The organism is Desulfurellaceae bacterium (assembly GCA_021296095.1).
Lineage (GTDB): Bacteria > Desulfobacterota > Binatia > Bin18 > Bin18 > JAAXHF01.
The window spans coordinates 1-23,107 of record JAGWBB010000102.1 but is presented as its reverse complement, the minus strand read 5'-3'; the positions used below and the strand labels follow the sequence as shown (position 1 = coordinate 23,107).

At 63.5% G+C, this 23,107-nt stretch carries 23 protein-coding genes and 1 pseudogene; 6 read left to right on the top strand and 18 right to left on the bottom strand.

Annotated elements, in window-relative coordinates; genetic code table 11:
* The 5 genes from J4F42_19140 to J4F42_19120 form a co-directional block, all read right to left on the bottom strand.
* A partial coding sequence (locus J4F42_19140; protein ID MCE2487633.1) for an NAD(P)-binding protein occupies window positions 1-155 on the bottom strand: 155 nt, incomplete at its 3' end.
* 106 nt (window positions 156-261) lie between these two features.
* Window positions 262-693 (bottom strand): GFA family protein, encoded by a 432-nt coding sequence (locus tag J4F42_19135; protein MCE2487632.1) that lies wholly within the window; start codon window positions 691-693, stop codon window positions 262-264.
* A gap of 81 nt (window positions 694-774) precedes the next feature.
* Entirely contained in the window at window positions 775-1,536 is a 762-nt protein-coding gene (locus J4F42_19130) for an enoyl-CoA hydratase/isomerase family protein (GenBank protein ID MCE2487631.1), read from the bottom strand.
* Between the two features lie 65 nt (window positions 1,537-1,601).
* The gene (locus J4F42_19125; protein MCE2487630.1) at window positions 1,602-2,618 is read right to left on the bottom strand and encodes a TIGR03617 family F420-dependent LLM class oxidoreductase; all 1,017 of its coding nucleotides are present in this window, start codon (window positions 2,616-2,618) and stop codon (window positions 1,602-1,604) included.
* Between the two features lie 38 nt (window positions 2,619-2,656).
* A complete protein-coding gene (locus tag J4F42_19120) occupies window positions 2,657-3,322 on the bottom strand; it encodes a nitroreductase family protein (GenBank protein ID MCE2487629.1) in 666 nt (221 codons plus the stop codon).
* Between the two features lie 157 nt (window positions 3,323-3,479).
* Here J4F42_19120 and J4F42_19115 point away from each other — a divergent pair, with 157 nt between their 5' ends.
* Window positions 3,480-4,388, top strand: a complete 909-nt coding sequence (locus tag J4F42_19115; protein MCE2487628.1) for a crotonase/enoyl-CoA hydratase family protein — start codon at window positions 3,480-3,482, stop codon at window positions 4,386-4,388.
* 40 nt (window positions 4,389-4,428) lie between these two features.
* Here the strand turns inward: J4F42_19115 and J4F42_19110 are convergent, their stop codons facing one another.
* Both J4F42_19110 and J4F42_19105 read right to left on the bottom strand, forming a co-directional pair.
* A complete protein-coding gene (locus tag J4F42_19110) occupies window positions 4,429-4,791 on the bottom strand; it encodes a hypothetical protein (protein MCE2487627.1) in 363 nt (120 codons plus the stop codon).
* 13 nt (window positions 4,792-4,804) lie between these two features.
* Window positions 4,805-5,905, bottom strand: a complete 1,101-nt coding sequence (locus J4F42_19105; GenBank protein ID MCE2487626.1) for a TIGR03617 family F420-dependent LLM class oxidoreductase — start codon at window positions 5,903-5,905, stop codon at window positions 4,805-4,807.
* Window positions 5,906-6,030: 125 nt separating this feature from the next.
* Between J4F42_19105 and J4F42_19100 the strand changes: the two genes are divergently transcribed.
* Together J4F42_19100 and J4F42_19095 are read left to right on the top strand one after the other, a co-directional pair.
* Window positions 6,031-6,720: a type II toxin-antitoxin system HigB family toxin gene (locus tag J4F42_19100; protein MCE2487625.1), complete on the top strand. Its 690-nt coding sequence runs from the start codon at window positions 6,031-6,033 to the stop codon at window positions 6,718-6,720.
* Between the two features lie 110 nt (window positions 6,721-6,830).
* The gene (locus tag J4F42_19095) at window positions 6,831-7,256 is read left to right on the top strand and encodes a DUF4440 domain-containing protein (protein MCE2487624.1); all 426 of its coding nucleotides are present in this window, start codon (window positions 6,831-6,833) and stop codon (window positions 7,254-7,256) included.
* 23 nt (window positions 7,257-7,279) lie between these two features.
* Here J4F42_19095 and J4F42_19090 read toward each other — a convergent pair.
* Both J4F42_19090 and J4F42_19085 read right to left on the bottom strand, forming a co-directional pair.
* Window positions 7,280-8,853: pseudogene (locus J4F42_19090) on the bottom strand (NAD(P)/FAD-dependent oxidoreductase).
* Window positions 8,854-8,934: 81 nt separating this feature from the next.
* Window positions 8,935-10,080 carry an acyl-CoA dehydrogenase family protein gene (locus J4F42_19085; protein MCE2487623.1) on the bottom strand — a complete coding sequence of 382 codons (1,146 nt, stop codon included), beginning with the start codon at window positions 10,078-10,080 and terminating at the stop codon, window positions 8,935-8,937.
* Between the two features lie 133 nt (window positions 10,081-10,213).
* On the opposite strand from J4F42_19085, the gene J4F42_19080 reads away from it, so the two are divergent.
* Window positions 10,214-11,434 (top strand): CoA transferase, encoded by a 1,221-nt coding sequence (locus J4F42_19080; GenBank protein ID MCE2487622.1) that lies wholly within the window; start codon window positions 10,214-10,216, stop codon window positions 11,432-11,434.
* Here the strand turns inward: J4F42_19080 and J4F42_19075 are convergent, their stop codons facing one another.
* The 3 genes from J4F42_19075 to J4F42_19065 all read right to left on the bottom strand — a co-directional run bounded on the left by J4F42_19075 (window position 11,435) and on the right by J4F42_19065 (window position 15,236).
* Window positions 11,435-12,547 (bottom strand): Gfo/Idh/MocA family oxidoreductase, encoded by a 1,113-nt coding sequence (locus tag J4F42_19075; GenBank protein MCE2487621.1) that lies wholly within the window; start codon window positions 12,545-12,547, stop codon window positions 11,435-11,437.
* Window positions 12,548-12,563: 16 nt separating this feature from the next.
* Window positions 12,564-13,535 carry an amidohydrolase family protein gene (locus J4F42_19070; protein MCE2487620.1) on the bottom strand — a complete coding sequence of 324 codons (972 nt, stop codon included), beginning with the start codon at window positions 13,533-13,535 and terminating at the stop codon, window positions 12,564-12,566.
* Between the two features lie 291 nt (window positions 13,536-13,826).
* On the bottom strand, window positions 13,827-15,236 hold the full coding sequence (locus J4F42_19065) for an amidohydrolase family protein (GenBank protein MCE2487619.1): 1,410 nt from the start codon (window positions 15,234-15,236) through the stop codon (window positions 13,827-13,829).
* A 143-nt stretch (window positions 15,237-15,379) separates the two neighbouring features.
* Here J4F42_19065 and J4F42_19060 point away from each other — a divergent pair, with 143 nt between their 5' ends.
* Window positions 15,380-15,796 carry a nitroreductase family deazaflavin-dependent oxidoreductase gene (locus tag J4F42_19060; protein MCE2487618.1) on the top strand — a complete coding sequence of 139 codons (417 nt, stop codon included), beginning with the start codon at window positions 15,380-15,382 and terminating at the stop codon, window positions 15,794-15,796.
* A gap of 35 nt (window positions 15,797-15,831) precedes the next feature.
* On the opposite strand, the gene J4F42_19055 is transcribed toward J4F42_19060, so the two are convergent.
* From J4F42_19055 to J4F42_19035, 5 genes are all read right to left on the bottom strand, one after another.
* Window positions 15,832-16,614 carry an EthD domain-containing protein gene (locus J4F42_19055; protein MCE2487617.1) on the bottom strand — a complete coding sequence of 261 codons (783 nt, stop codon included), beginning with the start codon at window positions 16,612-16,614 and terminating at the stop codon, window positions 15,832-15,834.
* Between the two features lie 25 nt (window positions 16,615-16,639).
* Window positions 16,640-17,140: a nuclear transport factor 2 family protein gene (locus J4F42_19050; GenBank protein MCE2487616.1), complete on the bottom strand. Its 501-nt coding sequence runs from the start codon at window positions 17,138-17,140 to the stop codon at window positions 16,640-16,642.
* A gap of 22 nt (window positions 17,141-17,162) precedes the next feature.
* The gene (locus J4F42_19045; protein MCE2487615.1) at window positions 17,163-18,083 is read right to left on the bottom strand and encodes an SMP-30/gluconolactonase/LRE family protein; all 921 of its coding nucleotides are present in this window, start codon (window positions 18,081-18,083) and stop codon (window positions 17,163-17,165) included.
* A gap of 13 nt (window positions 18,084-18,096) precedes the next feature.
* Window positions 18,097-19,242, bottom strand: a complete 1,146-nt coding sequence (locus J4F42_19040; GenBank protein ID MCE2487614.1) for a nitronate monooxygenase — start codon at window positions 19,240-19,242, stop codon at window positions 18,097-18,099.
* A gap of 255 nt (window positions 19,243-19,497) precedes the next feature.
* Window positions 19,498-20,406, bottom strand: coding sequence for a LysR family transcriptional regulator (locus J4F42_19035; GenBank protein MCE2487613.1), 909 nt, complete (start codon window positions 20,404-20,406; stop codon window positions 19,498-19,500).
* Between the two features lie 94 nt (window positions 20,407-20,500).
* Between J4F42_19035 and J4F42_19030 the strand changes: the two genes are divergently transcribed.
* Window positions 20,501-22,366: a nuclear transport factor 2 family protein gene (locus J4F42_19030; GenBank protein MCE2487612.1), complete on the top strand. Its 1,866-nt coding sequence runs from the start codon at window positions 20,501-20,503 to the stop codon at window positions 22,364-22,366.
* A 20-nt stretch (window positions 22,367-22,386) separates the two neighbouring features.
* Here J4F42_19030 and J4F42_19025 read toward each other — a convergent pair.
* The coding region (locus J4F42_19025) for an LLM class flavin-dependent oxidoreductase (GenBank protein ID MCE2487611.1) at window positions 22,387-23,107 on the bottom strand (721 nt) is incomplete at its 5' end.

Below are 23,107 nucleotides of genomic sequence, written 5' to 3'. Positions count from 1 at the left end.
CCCACGCCGCTGCCATCCTCGTAGAGCCGCACCGACAGCCCCATCTTGCGCAGACGGTACAGCTGATAGAGTCCTATCACTCCGGCGCCGATGACGATCACGTCAAACTGCTCGACCGTCCCGTTGGTCGAAGCCTGCTGTTCAGCACTTGCCATAGCCTTCCTCCTTTTTTGATCTTTCCCTTTTTTGATCTTTCATTGTGTTTGCGGGGAATTGAGCCGGCCGGTCAAGCCGCTTGCGCGGGCCGCGATCGGCACGGCACTATTCGGGCAGCTCAACCCCAGACCCGCCCATCTCGGCCGGCACATCCTGCTGTTTGACGATGCCGTCGTGGATGCGCAGCACGGTTTCTCCGTAGAAGACGTGCACCGCCGGCTTAAACGGCAGGTCGGGGATGACGGCCGCATAGACATCGGTCAGGCCCATAGCCGGGTGCTCGGTGAAGACGTGGCCGCCACACGCCGTACACCACTTGCGGTGGCTGTTATCGGTCTTGGCATAGCTACCCAGCTTGTCGGCCCCCTGGGTGACGACCACCGCCTTGGGGTCCCACAGGCTGAAAGCGTTGACCGGGCCGGCCGACCAGTGGCGGCACGACTCACAGTGACAGTAACCCATCGCAGCCGGCGCGCCGCTGACGGCCAGTTTCACCGCGCCACAAAAACAGCTGCCCTGATATGTGTTCTCGCTCATAGCGTGCGTCCTCCTCTTGCCGTCGCATGTTCAAAGATATGCGGGGGCTTGTCAAGTTTCAACGCGCTTACTCGTCCCTCTTCAGAAGTCCCTGAGCCGGGCCGTTGTTTCCGGGTCGAGAAAGCCGGCCACCGTAGCCTCGGTCTCCAGCCGCAGGGCGTCGGCGATATCCCGCGCCGCCCCTTGATTGAGCACCCGCTTCATGGCCCGCACCGCCAGCGGCGGCAGCTCACTCAGCTTCTCAGCCACGCCTTGCGCCTCGGCCATTAAGCTCTCATCCGGCACGACGCGCCACGCCACGCCCAGTTCGAGCAGGGTCGGGGCGTCGTACTGCTCGCCGAGAAACAGCATTTCGCGGGCCTTGTTGAGCCCGACCAGGGCCGGCAGTAGCGAGGTCACCCCGCCGGTCACAAAGGCGTTCAGCGACACCTCGGGGAAAAATCCCCGAGCGCTGGCCGCCCAAATGGGAAAATCGCAGTTCACCGCCAGCTCAAACCCACCGCCAACCGCCCAGCCGTTGATTGCGCCGACCACCGGGATATCGCCAAACACAATCTCCCGGGTGGCGTGCTGGATGGCATCGACAAACTCCCGCGCCTGGGTCGGGTTTTCCGGGTGGAAATGATCCTTGCGATCATCGCCGGCGCAAAAGGCCCGGCCGCTGCCGGTAAAGATGATCGCCCGGGTGGCGGAGTCGGCGTTCGCCTCGGCAAAGGCGCGGGCGATGTCCTCCATCAGGCTGCGGTTCATGGCGTTGAGACGCTCGGGCCGGTTCAGGGCGATGGTCCGCACCCCCTTATCGCCCAGCGTGCTCAGAACGGTGTCGTACTCAAAGGTGCTCATGACGTCCTCCTCGTCTCAGGCGCTCGGCAGCCCGCCGCTCCTGAGCCTGACTGAGCGTGGCGGGCTCAGGCGTGGATACCCGCGACGATGCGTTTCAGCCCGGCATCGTTCTGGCCGGGCCGGTACGGAAAATACAGGCTGACCCGGTCCAGCAGCCCGTCGTAGCGCGTCCGCAGCTGGGCGCCGATCTCGTCCAGCGGGCCGCTGATGCAGAACTCATCCAGCATCTCGTCGGTCACCTCGCGGGCCATGCCGTCCCAGTCTCCGGCCGCAGCCTTGGCGTTCAGCGTGCCGCTCAGCTCGGCCCAGCCGTGGGTGGCCAGCACCGGCGCATAGGTGCGGGTCGAGGCGTAGAAGCCGATCTGGCGCCGAATCTCCTCGCGCTGCTCGGCAATTGCCCGCGTGCTGTCACCGGTGGCGACCAGGGCCTGGGTGGACAGCGTCAGATCCGCCCGCGAGCGGCCGGCGCGCCGAGCCCCGGCCTCAAGAGCCGGGATGAGCGACTCGCGCAGGAAGCGGGGCGAGTTGAGCGGGTGGACATGAAAGCCGTCGCACACCTCGCCGGCCATCTCGGCAATCCGGCGATTCACCCCGGCCACGTAGATGGGAACCTGCGGCTGGGCGATTTTCGACGGGCTGAAAAACGGCGTCATCATGCTCAGCCGGTAAAACTCGCCCTCAAAGCGCAGGCGGGTGCCGTTCTGCCAGCAGTCCCACACCGCCCGGATGGCCAGAATCATCTCGCGCAGCTTCTTGACCGGCGAGACAAACGGGACGCCAAAGCGGCGTTCGTTGTGGCCCTTGACCTGGGTGCCCAGGCCCAGAATGAAGCGCCCCTGGGAGTTGGCCTGCAGATCCCAGCAGGTATGGGCCAGCACGGTCGGATTGCGCGGAAAGGCCACGGCAATCGCCGTGCCCAGGCTGACCCGCTGGGTGACGGTGCTGGCAATCGCCAGCGGCATGAACGGCTCGTGGGCGGTCTCAATCGACCACAGCCCGTCATGGCCGATGTCCTCGGCCCAGCGGGCAAAGTTGCCGATATCGAGAAAATTGTTGGCGGCAATGACGGTATCGAACTTCATAGCGTGTTTCCCTATCAGTGTGACGGAAGACGATCGGCTCAGGTTGTGGAGAACGGCGTGCCCCACGCGTCGGCGAACGCCAGCTCCTCAACCGGCCGGCGCGAGATCGGGCCGTGACCGCGCAGCACCGGATAGCCAACCGGCACCACGGCGGCGGTCCCCCACGGATCGGGGATGGCCAGCAGCTCGCGCACCTCGGGTTCCGCCATGCACAGCAGGGTGGTCAGCACACAGCCCAGCCCCTCGGCCCGGCAGGCCAGCAGCAGGTTCTCGACTGCGGTGTAGATCGAGCCGCCGCCGACGACCGATAAGCGGTCCAGCTTGGCGTCGGTCACCGCCAGCCCCTCGGGGTTGAAACACACGACCAGCAGCACCGGCGATTCGCCGAAGTGCTCGGCCAGATAGGTGCTGGCGCGCATCACCCGGCCGGCCTTGGCCCGTTCCTCCTCGGGCTGGTCGGCAAACTGTTTCAGGTAGGACTGGGTGTAGGGGATGGTGATTTTTTTGTACAACTCGCCCAGACGCTGTTTGCGGGCCGCATCCTTGACCACAATAATCCGCCAGGCCTGGCGGTTGCCGCCGGTCGGCGCCCAGGTGGCGGCTTCCAGCACCCGGTACAGTACGTCATCGGGAATGGGGTCGGGACGCAGCCGCCGCACTGCCCGTAAGGTCCGCATTGCCTCGTAGAGATCGATTGTCGCCATGGCATCCTCCTGCCTATGGCATAACCGGGTCCCCCCACGCCGTCAATCAGGCGCCGTTTGACAAAGCCGCAGCGACACAGGACAATCGCGGCCTGGCGGGAAGGACCCCAGCCGCCACACCATTCGCCACACTATCCGTACTGAGGAGGAACACCCGATGAGTGAGTTCGAGAGCATTGAGTACGAAGTGGAGCGCGGCCGCGCGCGTATCACCTTCAACCGCCCGGAAAAGCTCAACGCCCTGTCCCTCAAGCTCCAGGCCGAGCTGAACGAGGCGCTGTGGGAGGCCGATAACAACAAGGACGTCCACTGCGTCATCCTGCGCGGCGCCGGTCGGGCCTTCTCGGCCGGCTATGACCTGTCCGGCGCCGACAGCAATCTGGCCGTGTCGCGGGTCGAGTCCGAGGAAAACCGTTATCGTGGCTCGCGCAGCATCGACGACGACGCCTGGCAGCTCGAACGCGCCCAGCGCTACCGCATGGCCCTGTTTGACATGCACAAGCCGACCATCGCCCAGGTGCACGGCTACTGCCTGGCCGGCGGCACGGATGTCGCGCTGCTGTGCGATATGATTATCGCGGCCGAGGATGCGACCTTTGCCTTTCCGCCCGCCCGCGACCTCGGCGCCCTGCCAACGAACTTCTGGCTGTACCATGTCGGGCCACAGTGGGCCAAACGGCTGATGCTGACCGGCGACTCGATCACCGGCGTCGAGGCGCAGGAAATCGGCCTGGTTCTGAAGGCCGTACCGGCCGAGCAGCTGGCCGCCGAGGTCGAGCAGCTGGCCGACCGTTTGTGCCAGATCGACCCCGACCTGCTCAGCACCAACAAGCGCATCATCAACCTCGGTCTCGAACTGATGGGCGCCCGCACCCTGCAGCGTCTGGCCGCCGAGAACGACGTGCGCGGTCACAACACCCGGGCCGCACGGGACTACATCCAGTCGGTCAAAGACAAGGGGCTGCGCGAAACTCTGCGCGCCCGAGACGCCAAGTTCGGGGACGGTCGGGCGCGGGTGCGCGGCCCCGAAATTCGGGATGAGAAAGGCCGGCTGATCGATTCCTAGACCGCTCGGTCTGACTGTAGGGGCGACATGCGGGTCGGCCCTACAGCTGTCGGGCCAGCTCGGTAATCTTTGCCCGCTCGGTATCGTAGAAGGTCTTGAGCTGCTGACCGTCGGGAATATACACGCAGTCCATGCAGCGCATGAAGCCAAAGATCCAGGTGGCGCAGCAGTTGCCCTGACGCTTGGACGGCGCCGTGGGGTTAAAGCCGCGGCCGTTGGCGGCCAGCAGCTTGCGGACGAGGTCTTGCAGAAACATGCGGCCGAACAGCTCGGCGTTGGCCTGAATCGACTCGTAGTCGGGCGGCAGCCTGAAGCCGTAGGTCTCGGCCGCAGCGGTCAGAAAGGCGGTCTGAGACGGATAGCGCTCGGCCGCCAGATACTCCGCGCCGGTGATCGGTTTCACCCCTCCCCCTCCCTCATGCCGCCTGCCCGAGAATCGCCCGTCGGGCCCGGCCACCGTCGTCGGCCTGGATCGTGCGCGCCATGTCGGCCAGCAGCTCGCGCTCGGCGTCGGTCTTGGGCGCAATGGAGAATTCAATATCGGTCACCACCTGGCCGAAGCGGTCGAGAAGCTTGTCGGCAATCTCGTCATAGGTCCCGATTGTCACGAACTGCTCCAGCACCTCGTCGGTGATATGAGCCGGCAGTTCTTCCCAGCGCTGCTGGCGTGACAGGAGCTTACACGTGTGGCTCAGCTCGGCCAGACCGAGGTGCTCGAAGGCGGCGATATAGCTCGGGGTCGAGGCGTAAAAGGCGATCCTGGCCCGCGCGTCACGAATCTTGGGCAGCAGTTCGTCACGGCTGGCGGCGGTGGCGACCAGGGGCTTCATACACACCCGGAAGTCGTCCAACGAACGGCCCGTTCTGGCCGCCCCGGCGCGGACCTCGGGCAGCATGCGGTCGGCAATGTACGCGGGGCTGCACACCGGGTGGGGTCGGAGCCCGTCGGCGACCTCGCCGGCGACGCGGCATATGCGCGTGTTCACCGCAGCCAGATGGATCGGGATGTGGGGCTGCGCAATCGGACCGGGATTGAACAGCGGCACCATCAGGTTGATGGTGTAGTGTTGGCCCCGGATGTCGAGCGGCGCGTTGGTCTGCCAGTGCGCCCACAGGGCCCGGACCGCAGCGATGTATTCGCGCATCCACGGCGCCGGCGCCGACCAGGGCACGCCGTAGCGGCGCTGAATATGGGCTCTGACCTGGGTTCCCAGCCCCAGCGTAAAACGCCCCTGGGACAGCTTCTGGAGGGTCCAGGCGCTCAGCGCAGTGACGGTCGGACTGCGTGGGAAGGCCAGCGCAACGGCCGTGCCGAGCCGCAGCCGGTGGGTCGCCTGGGCGGCCAGGGCCAGAATGACAAAGGGATCGTCCTTGGTCTCCTCAACCACCAGGCCGGTGTAGCCGAGGCGCTCCAACAGCTGGGCATCGGCGGCGACAGCGGCCAGGTCGAGCGGGGTTGCGGGCTCGCGCAGGCCCGGGTCAACCTTGCCCAGCGGCAACAGGGTTTCGAGCTGCATGGCGTTCTCCTATCTGCATTGCCTGGAGGGCGCAAGCGTGAAGTAAGGGACCACGGGGCGGGCAAATCAGCGGGTGAGCGACTCGGCCGGAGACCAAAGCCTTGCTCCCATATCGGGAGCGCCATATGCTTGCCCTGATGAGGATAATCTCGCGGCGAACGCTGAGAGAATTCCGGAACCGCTATCCCGATGCGGAACAGCCTCTCCGAGCCTGGTATGCGAACGCCAAGCGCGCCACATGGAAGACTCCGGTTGAGCTGAAAACGGCGTACCGTAGCGCCAGCTTCTTGGCCAACAAGAGAGTAGTGTTCAATATCAAGGGGAACGCCTACCGCCTCGTCGTTGCCCTCGACTATCGCTACGGAGCCATATACATCCGCTTCGTTGGCACCCATCACGAGTATGACGCAATAGACGCGGCAACGATCCAGGGGGTCCGCATGGATATCAAACCAATCAAGACACAAGCCGACTACGAAGCAGCCCTGAAGGCAATCGACCGACTGTGGGGGGCAGACTACGACTCTCCACAAGGAGAGAAGCTCGATGTCCTGATCACGCTGGTAGAGGTGTATGAAGAGCAGCACCATCCGATTCTCCCCCCTGACCCTGTCGAAGCCATTCTTCATCGTCTCGACAGCCACGGCTTGTCCCGACGCGATCTGGAGCCCTACCTCGGCTCTCGCGCCCGGGTCTCGGAAATCCTGAACCGTAAACGCGCCTTATCGCTGGCGATGATCAGGAGATTGCAGGATGGACTGGGGATTTCGGCTGAGATATTGGTTCAGCCGTATAAGCTCCAATCGGCTCCGTAGACGGACATCTCCGCCTCATCACAGGAGAAGATTAGAGAAGACGTGCGCAGCTGCACACCACAGTCACACCCAATCACGGGACTGCAAGGCCCCGCAAACAGGAGGACGCCATGGCTGAGACAAACGCAATCGTTCGGGACATTGAGGCCGCCTATCACCACTATATCGAGGTCTTCAACCGCGAGGACGCGACCGCGTTTGTGGCCTGTTACGCCCACCCCCACGTCATGCTCAGCGGTGAGCAGGGGCTGACCAGCGTCGAGACCGAGGCTGACCACCACCGGGTGTACCAGACCATCATGGCCGGCCTGCGCGCCAGCGAGTGGGGGCGCAGCGACATCGACCGGCTCCAGGTTTTTCCCTACGCCGCGTCGCTGGCCCAAATCGTGGCCGACGTGACCCGCTACAAACAGGACGGTTCGGTTCTGGAGAAACTGCGGGCCACGTACATGTACCGGCGGGACGGGGAAAGCTGGAAGATTGTCTCCCTGGCCCTGGTCGAAGCCCCGTTCTCGGGACCGGGCCAGGGCCGCTGACTCGGCTCCGGCCCGGCACCGATCTAGCGCAGCACAAACTCCTGATAGCCGTTGGCTGCGGCTTCCTGACATCTCTTGCGATATTCCGGGACGGTGTTGGCGTACAGGAGCAGGGCGCGGGCCTTGCCAGGAATATTCGCGCCCATGAACCAGGAGTCGGTATCGGTCAACAGCGTCTGCGAGGCGATCTCGTTGGAGTGCTCCACCCAGGACTCTTCGGCCTCCGGGGTGGGGGCAATACTCGACAGCTTCTGCTCGCGCACATGGCCGATGGCGTCGGCGATCCATTCCACAATCATCTCGGCGCAGATCATGTAGTTGCAGAACGCCGTGCTGGCGGCAATGAAGAAATTCGGGAAGCCGGCGGTCTGAATCCCCAAATAGGTGCGTGGCCCGTTGGACCATTTGTCGGTGAAGGTCTGGCCGCCTTCGCCCCGAATGTCGATCCGGGTCAGCGGACCCGACACCGCGTCAAAACCGGTCGCATAGATGATGACGTCGAGTTCGTACTCGGCAGCCTGGGTCTTGACACCCTTGGGCGTGATGCGCTCGATCGGCGTCCCGGTTGTAGGCCTCGTAATAGTTGGTCTCCAGCGGGATGCGCTTGGCCCCGAACGGATGATCCTTGGGCGCCAGCAGTTCGGCCACCTCGGGATCGTGGACCCGCTCGCGGATCTTGTTGCGCACGAACTCGGCAAAGGTTTCGTTGGCCTCCGGGTTGGTCATGATGTCGTGGAAATTGCCCAGCCATTTCTTGAAGCCCGGCAGCGCCCATAACTTCTCGTACAGTTCCAGCCGCTCTTCCTCCGAGACTTCCAGAGCCGAGCGCGGGTCGAATTCATGCTGAAAGCCGGCCGAGGACTGGCGGCACTCTTTGTGGATTTGTGGGTAGTTGGCCTTCCACGCTTGCTGGGTCTCGGGGTTGACCTCCGAGTTCCTGAGCGGCGCGCAGTAGTTCGGCGTGCGCTGAAAGACGGTCAAATGGCCGGCTTCCTGGGCGACGATGGGGATGAGCTGGACGGCTGTGGCGCCGGTGCCGATGACGCCGACCCGTTTGCCGCTGAAGTCGACTTTTTCCTTCGGCCAGTTGGAGGTGTGGAACGACTCGCCCTCGAAGCTGTCCATGCCTTCAAACGGGGGCAGATACTTGGCAGACAGGACACCGACCGCGCCAATCAGAAACTGCGCCCGGGCGCGCTGGCCGTTTTCGATCTGGACCTCCCAGCGTTGCGCGTCCTCGTCGTAGACGGCCGAGCTGACGCAGGTCGAACTTGTCGGCCACAAAATTGAGGTAGCGCTCGTTCTCCGGCTGGCCCGAAAAATGCTCTTTCCAGTCCCACTCCTGGAGCAGCTCCTCCGACCACGAATACCCATAGGTTTCGCTCTCGGAATCGAACCGGCAGCCCGGATAGCGATTCCAATACCAGGTGCCGCCCACACCGCTGGCGTCCTCAAAGACCCGCACCGAAAGCCCCATCTGTCTGAGTTTGTACAGTTGATACAGGCCCGACACTCCGGCGCCGATCACGATCGCGTCATACTGCTCGACCGCGCCGTTACCGTTTGGCTTCTGCGGATGTTGTTGCGTGTTCCCCATACTATTCCCTCCTTGCAGTCGTTATTGCCGCCTAGATATACCCCATCCGTGTGAGCGGTGCGAGAGGCGCGGCGGCCCCGTTCAGAACAGTGGGTCGAGCGGCTCGCCGCCGAGTAAGACCCGCCCGGCGGAATGCTGAAGGCCACGCGAGGACTCATAGCCAAAGGCGATGGCGTGCAGATTTCTGAGCGCCCGTTCAAGTGGATTGCCCTGCATGAACCCTGCCCGCGTGCCCCGGGCGTACAGGTGGCTGACGGTATCCCGCGCCGTGTCCAAGACGTAGAAAGTCGAGGCGTACAGTTCCGCCCGGAGCGGCAGCGGAACCCCAGCACCCCGACTCGCCAGCTCCCAGACCGCGTTCGTTGCGGCCAACAGTCCTGCCCGGGCCGCCCGCAACGCGGCGCTGCTGTGGGCAATCAGCTCCTGAATCGGGGTTTGGTCACGGATCGTCTGCCCGCTGAAGGAGGAGACCTTCGCACCCAGCGCTTCTCTGGCGCTCGCCACAGCGGTGTCCAAGGCTCCCAGGGCGACGGCAACACCGGCTGGCGCAAACAACAACGGGAGTGGCAGGCGATACAAGGGACGGTCGATCACGCGTGGCTTCGCCGGGGTATGGGCGAAGCCTTCGGGTACGAAGACCTGATCGACACTCACCGCGTGACTGCCCGTTCCCCGCATCGCCGCAGCCCCCCGCCAGGTGGGAGAGATGACGAGGTCCGCCGTCGGAATCAGGAAAAGCCGTCCGTCGGGGACGCCATTCACCTGGCGCGGCGTCTCGCCATCCATGACGAGACCCGCCAGGGCGCACCAACTCGCATCCTCACAGCCCGTCACAACCGGCCACTGGCCGCTGAGGCGATAGCCACCCTGTTCCGCAACGGCCCGGCCGGCCGGTGCGGCCGAGAAGCCAAAGTTGCGATGCGGCTCGGCAAACAGCCTTGCCCGCTCGTCCTCGGCCAGCCAGCCGGCCGCCAGGCAGGCGGGCTGAGAATTGCCAATACACCAGCCAACGGCCGGATCGGCGGCACTGACCGCCTCGATAGCAGCCAGCGCGACAGCCGGAGAGACTTCCAGGCCCCCGACTTCGTGCGGAGCGAAGAGGCGGAAGAGCCCGGCCTGGCCGACCGCGGCGAACACTTCGTTCACCAGTCTGGCTTCCTTTTCTCCTTCGCCAAGATACTTTCGGATTATGGGCTGCAGTTCGCGTGCAGCACTGACGGGGTTCATGCGTCCGCTCCTTATGGCTTGCCCGGCCGTTGTCTGTCCTCCCCGCTCTCAAGGAAGCAAGCCTAGCGCTACGCCCTCTTGCCTCCTCGCTCTGGGCTGGTATGGGAGCAGTATAAAACTTTGGGAGGGCAAAATGAATCAGCCGAAGCACGTGCTTGAGGGCTACAAGGTCCTGGATTTCTCGCAGATTGTGGCCGGACCGACCTGCACCCTGATGCTGGCCGAGATGGGCGCCGAGGTGATCAAGGTCGAGCTGGCCCCGGCCGGCGACGGCGCGCGCCTCGGCCCGGTCGTGCGCGACGGCCGCAGCGGCTATTTTGTCCAGCATAACCGGGGCAAGAAGGACGTGTGCCTGGACGCCAAGACGCCCGAGGGCCTCACCATCCTCAAGGGGCTGGTCAAGAAAGTTGACGTGCTGGTCGAGAACTACGCCCCGGGCGTGATCGGCCGCCTGGGTCTGGGCTACGACGTGGTCAGCCAACTCAACCCGCGGCTGGTCATGTGCTCGATCTCGGCCTTTGGCCAGACCGGACCGCTGGCTCACGAGCCGGGCTTCGACTGGGTGGGCGCAGCCTACTCCGGCATCACCTCGATGGGTGGCGAGAAAGGCGGCTCGCCCATCTTCCCGATGGTTGCCATGGGCGACGTGTCTACCGGCGCGCACGCCATGGGCGCGGTGTGTGCGGCCCTGCTGTACCGCGAACGCACCGGGCGGGGTCAGCACCTGGACCTGTCGCTGCTCGACACCTATGCCCACTATCACGAGGCCGGCTTCCAGATGTACAGCCTGAGCAAGGGCGCGATCAGTCCGAGCCGTTCCGGGGCGCACTCGTGGTATGCCAGCCCGGCCGGGGTGTTTCAGGGCCGCGAGCGCTATTTCATCCTGATTGCGCCCCTGGAGCAGCACTGGTCGAAGTTGTGCGAGGCAATGGGCCGACCGGAAATGGCCCGCGACCCGCGCTTTACCGACAACGAGACGCGCATGAAAAATCTGGAGGCGCTGGTGGACACTATCGAGGGCTGGATTCGCTCCCAGCCGAGCGACGACGCGGCCCTTGAAATCCTCAAGGCGCACCATGTGCCGGTCGCCCCGATTCTGTCCGTGCCCGAGGCGCTCCAGCATCCCCACCTGCGCCAGCGCGGAACCGTGCGGACGGTGCATGACCGGCTGCTCGGCGACCTGGAGGTACCGGGCTTTGCGTTGCGGTTTTCGGAGTTTCCCGCCCCGCTGGAACTCCAGGCTCCGCTGCTGGGCGAGCATAACACCCAGATCCTGACCGAGTGGCTGGGCTACAGTCCGGACCAGATCCAGGACCTGGAGCACCGGGGGATTCTACGCAGCGGCCCGGCCTGATCAGGCCTCGGACACATACGTCTGGCGGGTATCGGTCTCGGCCGCAGTCTGAATCGCCGCTATCATCCGGTGGCGCACCACCGCCGCGTCAAAATCAACGCTCAGGCGCGTCCCCTGCTGCATATCGCTGGCCAGCTGCACGTACAGCTGGGCGACGTTCAAGGGAAAGCCCGGCGGCGTTTCCGCCGGCGCCCAGCGGTACGTATCGGGCATGGGCAGCGGCGCCAGGCCGTCGTCCGTGCCCTGGCCGCCCTGGAGCGTCAGGTCCAGCATCTGGACGTGGCCCCCGGCTCCGCTGACCAGCAGATCACCGTCCGTGCCGTTGATCTCCCACAGCAGGTTGGTGCCCCGCGACCGGCCGCCCCGAAAATGGACCGAGGCGACCGCCCCACCCTGCAAGCGGCCGCTGACCACGACCTGATCGGGCGAGGTGGCGGGCAGGCGCTCGTCCGTTCTGGCGAGTGTGACCTCCGGTCTGCGGGTCGCCAGCGTCGCCCCCAGCTCCTCGAACTCGCCCAGACAGTAACATAGCGCGTCCAGGAAATGCCCGCTGGCAATTGTCAGCAGATTCGCCCCGTTGGCCCGGTCCAGCAGATAGGCCGCAGCCGGCTCAACAACTTCGCCGTAGGCCAGCCCCGAGGCGACCACGCTGGTCGACAAAACCGTGCCCACATAGCCCTGGGCGACCAGGTCGCGCACCCGGTTGATGACCGGTGCCGCACGGGCTTGCAGACCGACCGCAGTACACACCTGCTTGCGGCGGGCCAGTTCGGCCATCTCCCGCGCCTCGTCCAACCCGTTGCCCAGCGGCCACTCGCAAAACACGGGCTTGCCCGCTTCGAGCGCGGCCATCACCAGCTGGTGATGGTGGGGCACCTTGACCGACACCACCACCAGATCGACATCTGGATGGCCGACCAGCTGCTCGTGGTTATCAAAGGCCAGCGGCGCCCTGAATTTTTCGGCCGCAGCGTCTGCGGACTCGCGGCGGCTGGTGCTTACCGCCTGCAGGGTATACTGGGGCAGAGACGCCAGAGCCGGAATATGCGCCCGTAGCGCCCAGCTGCGGTCCGGGTTGGCGCCAATGATTCCCACCCGTATTGTGTCAGCCATAATCGTGCCTTTCTGTTTACGCGCTCAGTGTGTTCACCAGCTGAACGCCGAACTGTTCGGCCGCATTGCCGCCCAGCATGCGGGCCTGGCTCGCCTCATCGACAGCAGCCTGGCTCAGGGTCTCGATCGCGTCCCAGGCGCTGGTCGTGTCCTGCTGCGGATAGCGTGAGCCCCACACGATCTTGTGGGCGAAGATATGCGGCAGCTTCTGGATCAGGCGCTCCTCGGCGTCAAAGGCCAGCAGCACCCGACCCTCCTCCCACATGGCTTCGACATCGGTCCGGACCGGATAGTAGTGCAGCGGCGGAATGGTCAGCGTCGATGCCTCCATCTTCTCCAGCACCTCTTCCATCCACGACGCCTGGCCGCCGGCCATCACCACCTTGAGCTTGGGATAGCGTTGCATGACGGTGAAGCCGATCAGGGTCGCAGCTACGAACATATGATTGTCGAGCCACGGAGACAGGATGGGCGCAACCGGGTGACCGAGCCCCGGCTGGGCCGCAAAGGTGAAATTCGGGCCATTGCCGCCGCCGGCAAACGGGCCGCCACCGGCCTCCCTGAACAGGGTGACCTGGTTGAGACGCTGCTTGATCTTTTCGATAAACGGCGCGTGGCAGCTCCACTCCGCATTCCACAGGCCGCTCCCCGGATGGACGGCCAGGCTCAGGTCAAGCTGCTCAAGCTCGGCCCAGAACGGATCGTAGTAGGGGTGGGTGTAGTAGCGGCCCTCGACAAACATGGGCCGCAGAAAAACAGCCCGAAAGCAGGTCATGTCGGCGATCCGCCGCAGCTCGGCCCGGGCATAGTCCATGTTTTGCAGAGGAATCATGGCTGCGGCATACAGCCGCTCGGGCGCGACGGCGCAAAAGTCGGCCATCCAGCTGTTGTAGGCCCGGGCCAGGGCCGCAGCGCTGTCGGGGTCTTTGACCAGAGGAAAGCCCTCGGCAAACCAGGTCGGATACAGCAGGCTCTGGTCCACACCCATAGCGGGGGTCGGACGCGCCCTCGGTCATGGCGTGGCGGGTGTTGGGGTCAAGCTCGCCGACCTGCTCCCAGCTCATGCCCGGTCGCCAGATGGCGTGGCGGGGAATGTTGGGGTTGGTCTGGTCGCGGAACACCTCACCGTTGATCTTGAGGTAGGCGTCGTACTCGCCCTCCTCACGCCACAGGGAGAATTTTCCCAGCGCCCGATACTCGGGTTCCAGATAGGTGTGCCAGATGTCGGCAGACTCCACCACGTGCGAGTTGGCATCAAAAACCGGAAAGCGCTTGCGGCTCATACGCGGCCTCCCTCAGAGCCCTTGGCCCGAGCCTGCCCGTTGACCGGCCGGCCGCGTTCCCGGTAGGGCCGAATCAGGGCCGCCTCGGGTTGCAGGGCGTGCTGGACCTCGACCTCAGTCGGCCACCAGTCCGGCCGCTCAATCTCCGTCACCCGCTCGCGGATGAACTCGCGCGGCGTCTCGATATGGTACAGCTTGCGCGCATTGGCGCCCAAAAACTGGGCTTGAGCCGACGCCGGCAGACCACACGTCTGCATCGTCTTGATCGCCCGCCAGGCGTCGTCCCCGTCGTGGTGGTACACGTCCGAGGACCAGGCCAGAATGTCCCGCGACGGCGGCGCCTCGTCGCCCTCAAAACCCGTCACGCAGTGCTCGAAAAAGGTCTCGCTCGGCAGCCGTTTGAGCGGTGGCAGCTCCCGCTCGTTACGGTACAGCTTGTAGAACTTGTCGCAACGGTCGAGCAGAAAGCTGAGCCAGGTCGAAGACGCCTCGAACACGGCCGCCCGCAGCTGGGGATGGCGGTCAAAGAAGCCCGACATCAGCACCATAGTCACCCACAGTGCGGCCTCGGCCTGGAAGTTCTGGACGTTGGTCAGAAACGAGTGGGGCAAACCCGAGGAAATAATGGTCCGGGCGATCAGCTCGGCGCCCGAGTACTGCTCGGCATAGCCCGAGGGCTTGAGCGAGCCAAAGGCCGGAAAGGGGTGCATGCCGTACACCACCCCGGTCTCCTCCATCGCCCGCCACACCGGCTCGTACTTGGGCTGGAGCGGATAGTTGCCCATGGCGTCAACCGGGCGGATCAAGCCCACCCGACAGCCCTTGGCCGCCACCCGGTGGACCTCCTGGGCGGCAAACTTGGGGTCTTGCATGGGCAGCAGGGCGGCAAAGAACAGACGCTGAGGGTCCTCCTGACAGTACTCGTAGGCCCACTCGTTGTAGGCCTTGCACATGGCCTTGGCGCCCACGATATCGGTCGGGATGATCATGACCTGATCGATACCCTGGACATCCATATCGCGCAGCCGCTCCTTGGGTCGGTAGGAACCCTTGTGATCCAGATAGTCGGCCTGCTCTGCGCTCAGGGCGGTCTTGCGATTCAAGTTGCGGACGTACAGGGCGCGCTGGATATCGTGCTTGAGCCCCGGTCCGGCCAGGGAGATAGCGTTGAGCTTACCCCGTGCTCCGCCGATCCGCTGTGAGCCGATTCCCGCTCCGGGGATGCCGTTCACAATCAGCTGCTTGGTCTCGGCGTCGTACCACATGGTGGTCTTGAGGGCTTCCAGCTCGTCCGTGCTCAGCCAGTCCTTGGCCCGCTCCCAGATCCAGGGCGGCTCGGTGACATGCGCGTCACAGTCGAAGGTCGGAAAGTCCTTGGTCATCGGCTCAAACTTTTGCATCGGCATCCAGCCTGTCTCCTTTACGCGTCTCCTCAGCAGTCCGCGTCCCCAGTCAGGGACACCGGGGCTGCTTGCCTGACGGCGGCTTTCAGTGTAGCCAGAGCATAGGCCAAAGACACTGGCCAGAGCAAGATCGCACGGAGGGACGCATGTCAGAACTGAACGAATACAACAAACAGGTCATCACCGAATTCCGAGCCAACGAAGGCAAGGTCGGCGGCCAGATGGAAAACATGCCGGTGATACTGCTGACCATGACCGGGGCCAAGAGCGGCCGCACGATCACCAAGCCGCTGGTGTATACCACCGACGGGGAGCGGGTTGTGGTCATCGCCTCTTTCGCCGGTGCGCCCCACCATCCGGGCTGGTACCACAACCTGGTCGCCAACCCCGAGGTCACGCTCGAAATCGGCACCGAGCGCTTCCGGGCCAGGGCGGAGGTAACGAGCGGTGAGGAGCGCCAGCGGTTGTTCGACGCCCAGGCGGCCCAGATGCCGATTTTTCACGACTACCAGAAAAAGACCAGCCGCCAGATCCCGGTTGTAGTCTTCAACCGGATCGACTGACACGGAGGGGCGACGCCTGCGTCGCCCCGGCCCCCTTATCTGCGGTCGACGAACACCCGCTCCTTGGCGACCCACATGGCCGAGCGCGGAAAATCGATGAAGTGGGATTCATCCTCAACCGCGACCTGCATGGCCCGCTGGCCCTCGGGCGTGGTCCCGACCGCAGCCAAATCAGCCCGGTCGAACCAGGCCTCGGCATGGCCGGTGTAGGGCGCAACCGTCGTCCCTCGGCTGGCCCGCAGCTGGGCCTCGATCTCATCCTCGAAGCGGTGGACTTGCAGGTAGCGCTTCATCCGCATGCCGGACGCCACCCCCCGGATCAGCGGGCCGTGGTTGGTGCGCCAGTACAGCTGGGCCTCGTCGAGGCCGAGCGTGTCGGGCTGGCGCAGACAGAAGAACAGCTTGAGCAGACCGCTGTTTTCGCGCGCCACCAACTCCTCGGGAATCGGGTTGACCTGGGGATATTCGTACGCCAGCCACAGCGGCGACTGGGCCAGGTCGATAAACCGGGCCTCGTCCTCAACCAGTTCCTGGGCTGCGGCGCGGCCCGCCTCGGTCCCGAAGGTCCCGACCAGGGCTTCACGATTGGTCCACCACACCTCGGCCACGCCATCATACACCGGCTCCATACCGCCGCGCGCTCCGGCCAGCTGGTCGTTGATCGGGTCGTCCAGGGTGTGGACCTGCACATAGCGGTGCATGGCCAGGTCGGTGGCGTGCTTGGCCACCAGCGGGCCGTGCACCTCACGCCAGTAGTGCTGGAATTCGGCCCGCGACATGCCGGGCTTGCGACGCAGGACAAACGTTAAGCGAATCATGCCAGCCTCCTTGGATGGTGCCGAATTACTTGGGCGGAAACGGCGCGGAAAAGCCGTCGCTGAGCTGACGCTGAGGCCACAGGAACTGGAGGCTGATGCGCTCGATCAGCCACGCGCCGTCACGCTTGCGGTAGGCGTCGTCATACACCCCGAACCACTCGACCGGATTGGCCGCCGGGTCGGTGTGGGTCAGCACATCGATGAGATAGGACCGGCCCACTGCGGTCGTCGGACTCGTCAGTTCAACCCAGTGGTTGCCGGTGTTGTGCAGGGAGCCGAACTCGGACTGGATCTGCTCGCGGAACACCTGCCGGTAGTTGTCTCTGATCGTCTCCCGGCCGTGCCATTCCCCATACGGCCCGAACTCGCACACCGCATCCTCGGTGAACAGCGCCGCCAGGGCGTCGATATCCCCGCTGTCCAAAAGGTGGGCGTACAGGTTCCTGAGCTTGCGTATGGCCTCGACCTCCAGCAGCTCGCGCAGCTTCTGAATCTCTTCATAGGTAAAGGGCATCTCTTCGGGCATTGCGTCCTCCGTGTTACACACCTCAGCGGGTGTAGTGCAGCTTCAGGCCCGGTCGGGGCCAGTCCATGGCGACCAGCGTGCCCAGGCTGGTCAGGGTGATATAGGCCGTTGCGAGGTCCGGCCCGCCAAAACAGATATTGGTCGTCAGCGGGTCGGGGGTGGGGAGGTGTTCGACCGAGGCGCCGTCGGGCGAGATCACGCTGATGCCGCTGGTCATCAGGGTTGCCACGCACACATTGCCCGCACTATCGACCGCCATGGAATCGAGCAGCTGGTAGCCGGGCAGGCCGGTCAACAGCTTGCCCCCGCCGGGCCCGGTCAGCAGCTGTCCGTCTCCGCCGTCCGTAGCGGCAAATTCTCCGGGTCCGGACAGCTCCCACTCCTGGGCGACATACAGCGTGGTGTCGCCGGGCGCCAGGCCAACGCCGTTCGGGCCGTCAATCGGATGCACCATCTCTGTAATCGACGAGCCGTCCGTCTTGGCGTAGTACACGCCGCCGCGATCCTTGCTGCGTTCCTGGACCTTGCCGAAATCGGTGAACCAGAATCCGCCCGCAGCATCAAAAACCAGGTCGTTGGGCCCCCGCAGCCGATGCCCGTCGCACTCGGTATACAGGGTGGCGACCGCACCAGTGGTGATATCCACACGTTGAATGCTGCCGCCCGTATAGTCGTCCGGCAGACCTTCTGCGGGAATGAGCTTACCGTCAACCTCGGTCATCTTGAGGCCGCCGTTATTACACACGTACATCAGGCCGTCCGGCCCGACCGCCGCCCCGTTGGCTGAGCCGCCCAGTTCGGCGACCACGTCTTTTGTCCCGTCCGGCTGGACCCGCACCAGCCGGCCGGTTTGCAGCTCGGTGACGATGACGCTACCGTCGTCCATGGCCACCGGCCCCTCCGGATACAGCAGACCTGAGGTGATTTCTCGGAGTTCTGGCATAAGGTTCTCTCCTTTATTCCGCTTCCAGCGTGTCGGACAGACGCACAAAGGCGTTAAAAAAATCTTCCTTGAACTCCTGGACCAGCGCGCCGGCCGACATCTGACGGTTCATCAGTCCCACCCCCTGGCCGACCCAATAGGTGGCCAGCTGTTTTGCCCCCGCATGGCCGCTCTGGGACAGCTTGTCAACCTCGCGCAGGGCCGGCTCGGTAACCAGCGACTGGAGCGGCATGGGCAGCGGCGCCGGGCTGGCCTCGGCCGCCCAGGCGTCGGTCCAGGCCGACCTGAGCTGACGGGACGGCTTGCCGGTCCGGGCTGTGGAGCGCACGGTATCGCGCGAGGAGGCGGCCAGCATCTTTTCCTTGACCACCGGGTTGGTCTCGGCCTCGCTGGTCGTCAGCCACACCGAGCCGGTCCACACCCCGGCCGCCCCCATCGCCATGCAGGCGGCCATCTGGCGGCCGGTCACAATCCCCCCAGCGGCCAGGATCGGGATATCCCCGTAGGGCTGAATCGCCTCATGAATTTCAGGGATCAGCACCAGCGTCGAAACCTCACCGCAGTGGCCGCCGGCCTCCCCGCCGGCCGCCACCAGCAGGTCAACCCCGGCCTGGACCTGACGGATGGCGTGGTGTTTGGCCCCGACCAGGGCGGCCACCGGCACGTGGTGGCGCTTACCCATGTCGAGCATGATCTGGGGCGGGACGCCCAGCGCGTTGGCCACGAGCTTGATGGGATGGGCAAAGGCAACCTCCAGGACCTCGGCCGCGCCGCTGGCCTGCATGTTCTGGCTGGCCCGAAAGGAGTCGTCGCGGAAGCCGTACACGCCCTCCGAGGGGATGTCATGCTGGGCCAGAATCCCGGCCGCAAACTGAAAATACTCCTGCGGAATAGCGGCCTGGACCTTGGCCCTGGTCAGCCCGCCGACACTCTCCTGGGCGATCTTGTTGGGCACGATCAGGTCAATCCCGTACGGCTTGCCGTCGATGTGCGCGTCAATCCAGTCCAGTTCTTCTTCCAGACGGTCGGGCGGATGGGCGACCGCACCAAAGACCCCCATGCCACCAGCCTTGGAGACCGCCACCACCACGTCTCGACAGTGGGTAAACGCGATCAGCGGAAACTCGATACCGAACATGTCACAAATGGGCGTTTTCATTCCTGTCCTCGTTTCGTCTTATCGGGCGTTGAAGCGGTCCCGGATGTAGTCTGACCGAGGGACTTGATATAGGGATTTTTACGGCCTTTCATCTTTGAGAAGTCATAATGTGCTCTCATGATTGTTGCCTCCAGTACCCCTGTTCTTCAATGTTGTCCGCTTTTCTTGCTGATATGACCGTCTCGTTTTCTCACAGGCTGTACAGCGCTCTCATCCTAGCAAGCTGTCCGCGCTTCCGCTATGACCAGAGCGGCGTCATGAGGCCCGTGCGGGTCGGCCCTCTGTGTAGCGTGTCACGATCGCTCGGAACGCCTCGAGAGTTGCCGAGGAGTTCGATTGTTTCCACACCAAACACAGAGGAAGTTTGAGATCGAAATCGACCACAGGCACGAAATCCACAAATGGCGGCTTGCGTCTTTCATTTGCCGAATTGCAAAAGCCGAGACCAATACCAGCCGAGACCAAACTGAGTAGCGTCGCTTCGTTTACGGCTTCCTGCACGATACGAGGTAATAGTCCGCCAGCGTAAGCAGTTGATCTGATTCGGTCTGCATAAGCTGAGGCGTGAGTACGCGCAAGGCCGACAAACGCTTCGTCCTGTAGCTCGTGCAAGCATACGTCCCGCCGCTTCTTCCAGCCATAGCGTCTCGGCACCGCAAGCACGACCGTATCCGTCCGGATCGGCCACACCTCACACTCTTCCGGCAGCGTCTCCAGGGTGTAACAAAAGCCGGTGTCGAGCTTACCAGAAGCGATCGCCTCAAACTGATCGATCGAGAACATAGGCTGGAGATCGAGACTGACGTTTGGATACCGTGCGCGGTATTGTTGGATGGCATTGGGAAAGGCCCCGAACCAGGAGGCATTTTCGATAAATCCGATGCACAGCCGACCGACTTCTCCTCTGGCTACCTGCCGCGTACGCTCCAGCGCCTCATCCACACGGCTGAGTATCCCACATGCCAATTCAAGGAAAACCTGCCCGGCGGCATTCAGCCGCACCCCGCGTGGCAGGCGGTCAAACAACGCGTAGCCTATCTCATCCTCGAGCTGGCGTATCTGCCGGCTTAGCGCGGGCTGGACGATGTGCAGGCGTCCGGCAGCGCGCCGCATATTCTCTTCCTCGGCAACAGCCACAAAATACCGCAAATGTCGCAGCTCCATGAATGACCTCACAGGTATCAATACAATTGATATAAAATAATTGTGCTATAAATCAACTTGTCCTACGGTGAAGCCTGGCAAAGGAGGTCTGAGCATGTTGAAAACACGACTTGTAACCGCAGCATTGGCCTTCACTCTCATATCAACAAACGCAGAGCCAGCGACGATCAAACCCGTCACATTTGACAGCCACAATCATTCCCTGGTCGGAAATTTGTATCTGCCCGATAACTATGAGGGCGACCGGAAACTCCCTGGTCTTGTCGTGACCGGCGCCTGGACAACCGTCAAAGAACAAATGGCGGGTACGTACGCCGCCGCCATGGCAGATCGGGGGTATGCCGCCCTGGCTTTCGACTTTCGCGGCTGGGGGCAGTCAGACGGCCGGATTCGGTATTTGGAGAACCCCGAACGCAAAACTGAGGATATCAACGCGGCCGTACATTACCTGAGCAGGCGACCCGAAGTCGATGGAAACCGGATTGGCGGATTAGGCATTTGCGCCTCGTCCGGCTATATGAGCGATGTTGCGCTCAATAACGACACCGTCAAATCCTTGGCCCTGGTGGCCCCATGGCTTCATAATGCCGAAATTGTGAAAGCCGTGTACGGCGGTGACGAAGGCGTCAGCCGACTTATCCAAGCCAGCCGGCAGGCGGAAAAGTCTCCTGAACCCGTCATCGTGGAAGCGGCCAGCATGACCAACGACAGAGCCGTGATGTATCAAGCGCCGTATTACACCCAACCGGACCGCGGCCTGATCCCAGAATACGACAACAAATTTAATAGAGCCTCTTGGGAAGGCTGGTTGACGTATGACGCGATCCAGTCGGCAGACGAATTGAAAAAGCCTGTTTTGCTGGTCCATTCTGAAGCCGCCGCCATTCCGCAAGGAGCGCGCGAATACGCCCGTCGCCTGGGCCGTAACGTCGTGGAACTATGGTTGGATGACGTGACCCAGTTTGACTTTTACGACCAGCCGATTCCGGTCAAAACATCGAGTGATGCTGTGGCCGAGCATTTTGAAACGACACTGGCAGCGCTCTCCTTGACCACCAGCGCGGACATCAAAGACGAGGCTGCTATCCGAACGATCATCGAGGGCCTTGGGCCTCTGGTAGACCGGGGGAACTTTGAAGCGGTCGAAAAACTGTATGCCGACGAGATAGAGATGGATTATACCTCCCTCAACGGCGGCGAAGTGGAGTTGAAAAGCCCCCAAGCGTTGATGACCCAGTGGGCGTCTTTCTTACCCGGCTTTGACCGCACCCGGCACGCCGTCTCCAACATCGCCGTCACGCTCGACGGGATACGGGCCGAAGCGACCGCCTATGGCGTCGCCGATCACTACGTGGGCGATCTGGCGTGGCAGGTCAAGGGGCAGTATCACTATACCTTGCAAAAGGAAGCTGGGACGTGGCGGATCGCCAGCCATAGATTTACGCTGGAGGAGGAAAGCGGCACCCGTGACGTGTTCGATCCGGCCATCCGCCACGCCGCCGCCAATCCCGCAGCCTATATCAAACGGCAGCAAACGGAAAAAGCCGTGCGGGATTTCCTGACCGCGCTGGAAGAGAAGGACATGGAGAAATTTGCGGGCGTCTGGGCTGAGGACGCGGTTCTCGAGATGCCCTACGCTCCAGAAGGTTTCCCCAAGCGTGTGGCCGGGAGAGAGGACCTCATCAAGCATTATGCGGCATGGCCGCAGAATAGCGGAAAAGCCGATTTTACCTCACAGCTGGTCTTTCACCCCCTGCGGGATCCGGAGAGAATTTTTGTCGAGTTCAAAGGGGCGGTAGAGATTGTGCCGACAGGTCGGTTATATCACCAAAGCTATGGTGGCCTGTTTCATGTGGCGAACGAGAAGATCAAACTCTTCCGCGAGTATTTCGACCCCGCTCCCTTCAAGTGGGCTTTTGGTTTGGATGAGGGGGGAAGCTTTCATGCCGGAGAATCCTGAGGTTCTTCAGCGTTGTCTGCTCAGGCGACCAGGGCTCTGACCTCGGCCGGACTCGGGCCGCCGGGTCGCAACAGGACGACCGCATCATCAAAGCCGGCCTCGGCAAAACGCCCCAGCGTGTGCCTGGCCCAGTCCAAATTGTGGTCGCCACCGAGCTGAATGGTGGACACAATGGCCCGCTTGCCACCGGCCGCACGGTAACGGCGTAGCGCGGCAATGACCTGGTCGGGGGTCCGGTAGTGAGCCGAGGCGATCCAGCCGTCAAAATCGCTGGCCGCCCGCTCCACCCCGGCGCCCCAGCTGCCGAGCAGCAGAGGCGGACCGCCGGCAACCGTTTGCCACGGCGTCAGGTCGGCCCGCTCGTTCTTGCCCTCAGCCAACAGGGTCTTGAGACGGGCCAGGCCGGCGTCAAAGGTCTTGAAGCGCGTGGCGTAGTCGCGCTCAAAGGCGACAAAATCGGTTTCGGTGGAACCCGCGCCAAGGCCCAGCGTCAGGCGCTCGCCACACACCTGCGTCAGGGAAAAAATGCGGTGAGCCAGGTCGGTCTCGTGATATAGCGGGAGCTGGAGAACGGCCGTTCCGAGTTCTATGTCCGTCGTGACATTGGCAGCCGTTGCCAGGGCAATAAACGGGTCCGGGATCATAAACCCGCGGCCGACCGCCTGGGCCATCCACAGGCTGTCAAAGCCTTCTCCGGCGTAGCGTCTGGCCTGCTCTGCCAGATCAGACATTTGAGGCTGG

Coding starts and splice junctions, on each gene's coding strand:
- J4F42_19135 (MCE2487632.1), bottom strand. CDS start 693: ATGAGCGAGAACACATATCAGGGCAGCTGTTTTTGTGGCGCGGTGAAA.
- J4F42_19130 (MCE2487631.1), bottom strand. CDS start 1,536: ATGAGCACCTTTGAGTACGACACCGTTCTGAGCACGCTGGGCGATAAG.
- J4F42_19125 (MCE2487630.1), bottom strand. CDS start 2,618: ATGAAGTTCGATACCGTCATTGCCGCCAACAATTTTCTCGATATCGGC.
- J4F42_19120 (MCE2487629.1), bottom strand. CDS start 3,322: ATGGCGACAATCGATCTCTACGAGGCAATGCGGACCTTACGGGCAGTG.
- J4F42_19115 (MCE2487628.1), top strand. CDS start 3,480: ATGAGTGAGTTCGAGAGCATTGAGTACGAAGTGGAGCGCGGCCGCGCG.
- J4F42_19105 (MCE2487626.1), bottom strand. CDS start 5,905: ATGCAGCTCGAAACCCTGTTGCCGCTGGGCAAGGTTGACCCGGGCCTG.
- J4F42_19100 (MCE2487625.1), top strand. CDS start 6,031: ATGCTTGCCCTGATGAGGATAATCTCGCGGCGAACGCTGAGAGAATTC.
- J4F42_19095 (MCE2487624.1), top strand. CDS start 6,831: ATGGCTGAGACAAACGCAATCGTTCGGGACATTGAGGCCGCCTATCAC.
- J4F42_19085 (MCE2487623.1), bottom strand. CDS start 10,080: ATGAACCCCGTCAGTGCTGCACGCGAACTGCAGCCCATAATCCGAAAG.
- J4F42_19080 (MCE2487622.1), top strand. CDS start 10,214: ATGAATCAGCCGAAGCACGTGCTTGAGGGCTACAAGGTCCTGGATTTC.
- J4F42_19075 (MCE2487621.1), bottom strand. CDS start 12,547: ATGGCTGACACAATACGGGTGGGAATCATTGGCGCCAACCCGGACCGC.
- J4F42_19070 (MCE2487620.1), bottom strand. CDS start 13,535: ATGGGTGTGGACCAGAGCCTGCTGTATCCGACCTGGTTTGCCGAGGGC.
- J4F42_19065 (MCE2487619.1), bottom strand. CDS start 15,236: ATGCCGATGCAAAAGTTTGAGCCGATGACCAAGGACTTTCCGACCTTC.
- J4F42_19060 (MCE2487618.1), top strand. CDS start 15,380: ATGTCAGAACTGAACGAATACAACAAACAGGTCATCACCGAATTCCGA.
- J4F42_19055 (MCE2487617.1), bottom strand. CDS start 16,614: ATGATTCGCTTAACGTTTGTCCTGCGTCGCAAGCCCGGCATGTCGCGG.
- J4F42_19050 (MCE2487616.1), bottom strand. CDS start 17,140: ATGCCCGAAGAGATGCCCTTTACCTATGAAGAGATTCAGAAGCTGCGC.
- J4F42_19045 (MCE2487615.1), bottom strand. CDS start 18,083: ATGCCAGAACTCCGAGAAATCACCTCAGGTCTGCTGTATCCGGAGGGG.
- J4F42_19040 (MCE2487614.1), bottom strand. CDS start 19,242: ATGAAAACGCCCATTTGTGACATGTTCGGTATCGAGTTTCCGCTGATC.
- J4F42_19035 (MCE2487613.1), bottom strand. CDS start 20,406: ATGGAGCTGCGACATTTGCGGTATTTTGTGGCTGTTGCCGAGGAAGAG.
- J4F42_19030 (MCE2487612.1), top strand. CDS start 20,501: ATGTTGAAAACACGACTTGTAACCGCAGCATTGGCCTTCACTCTCATA.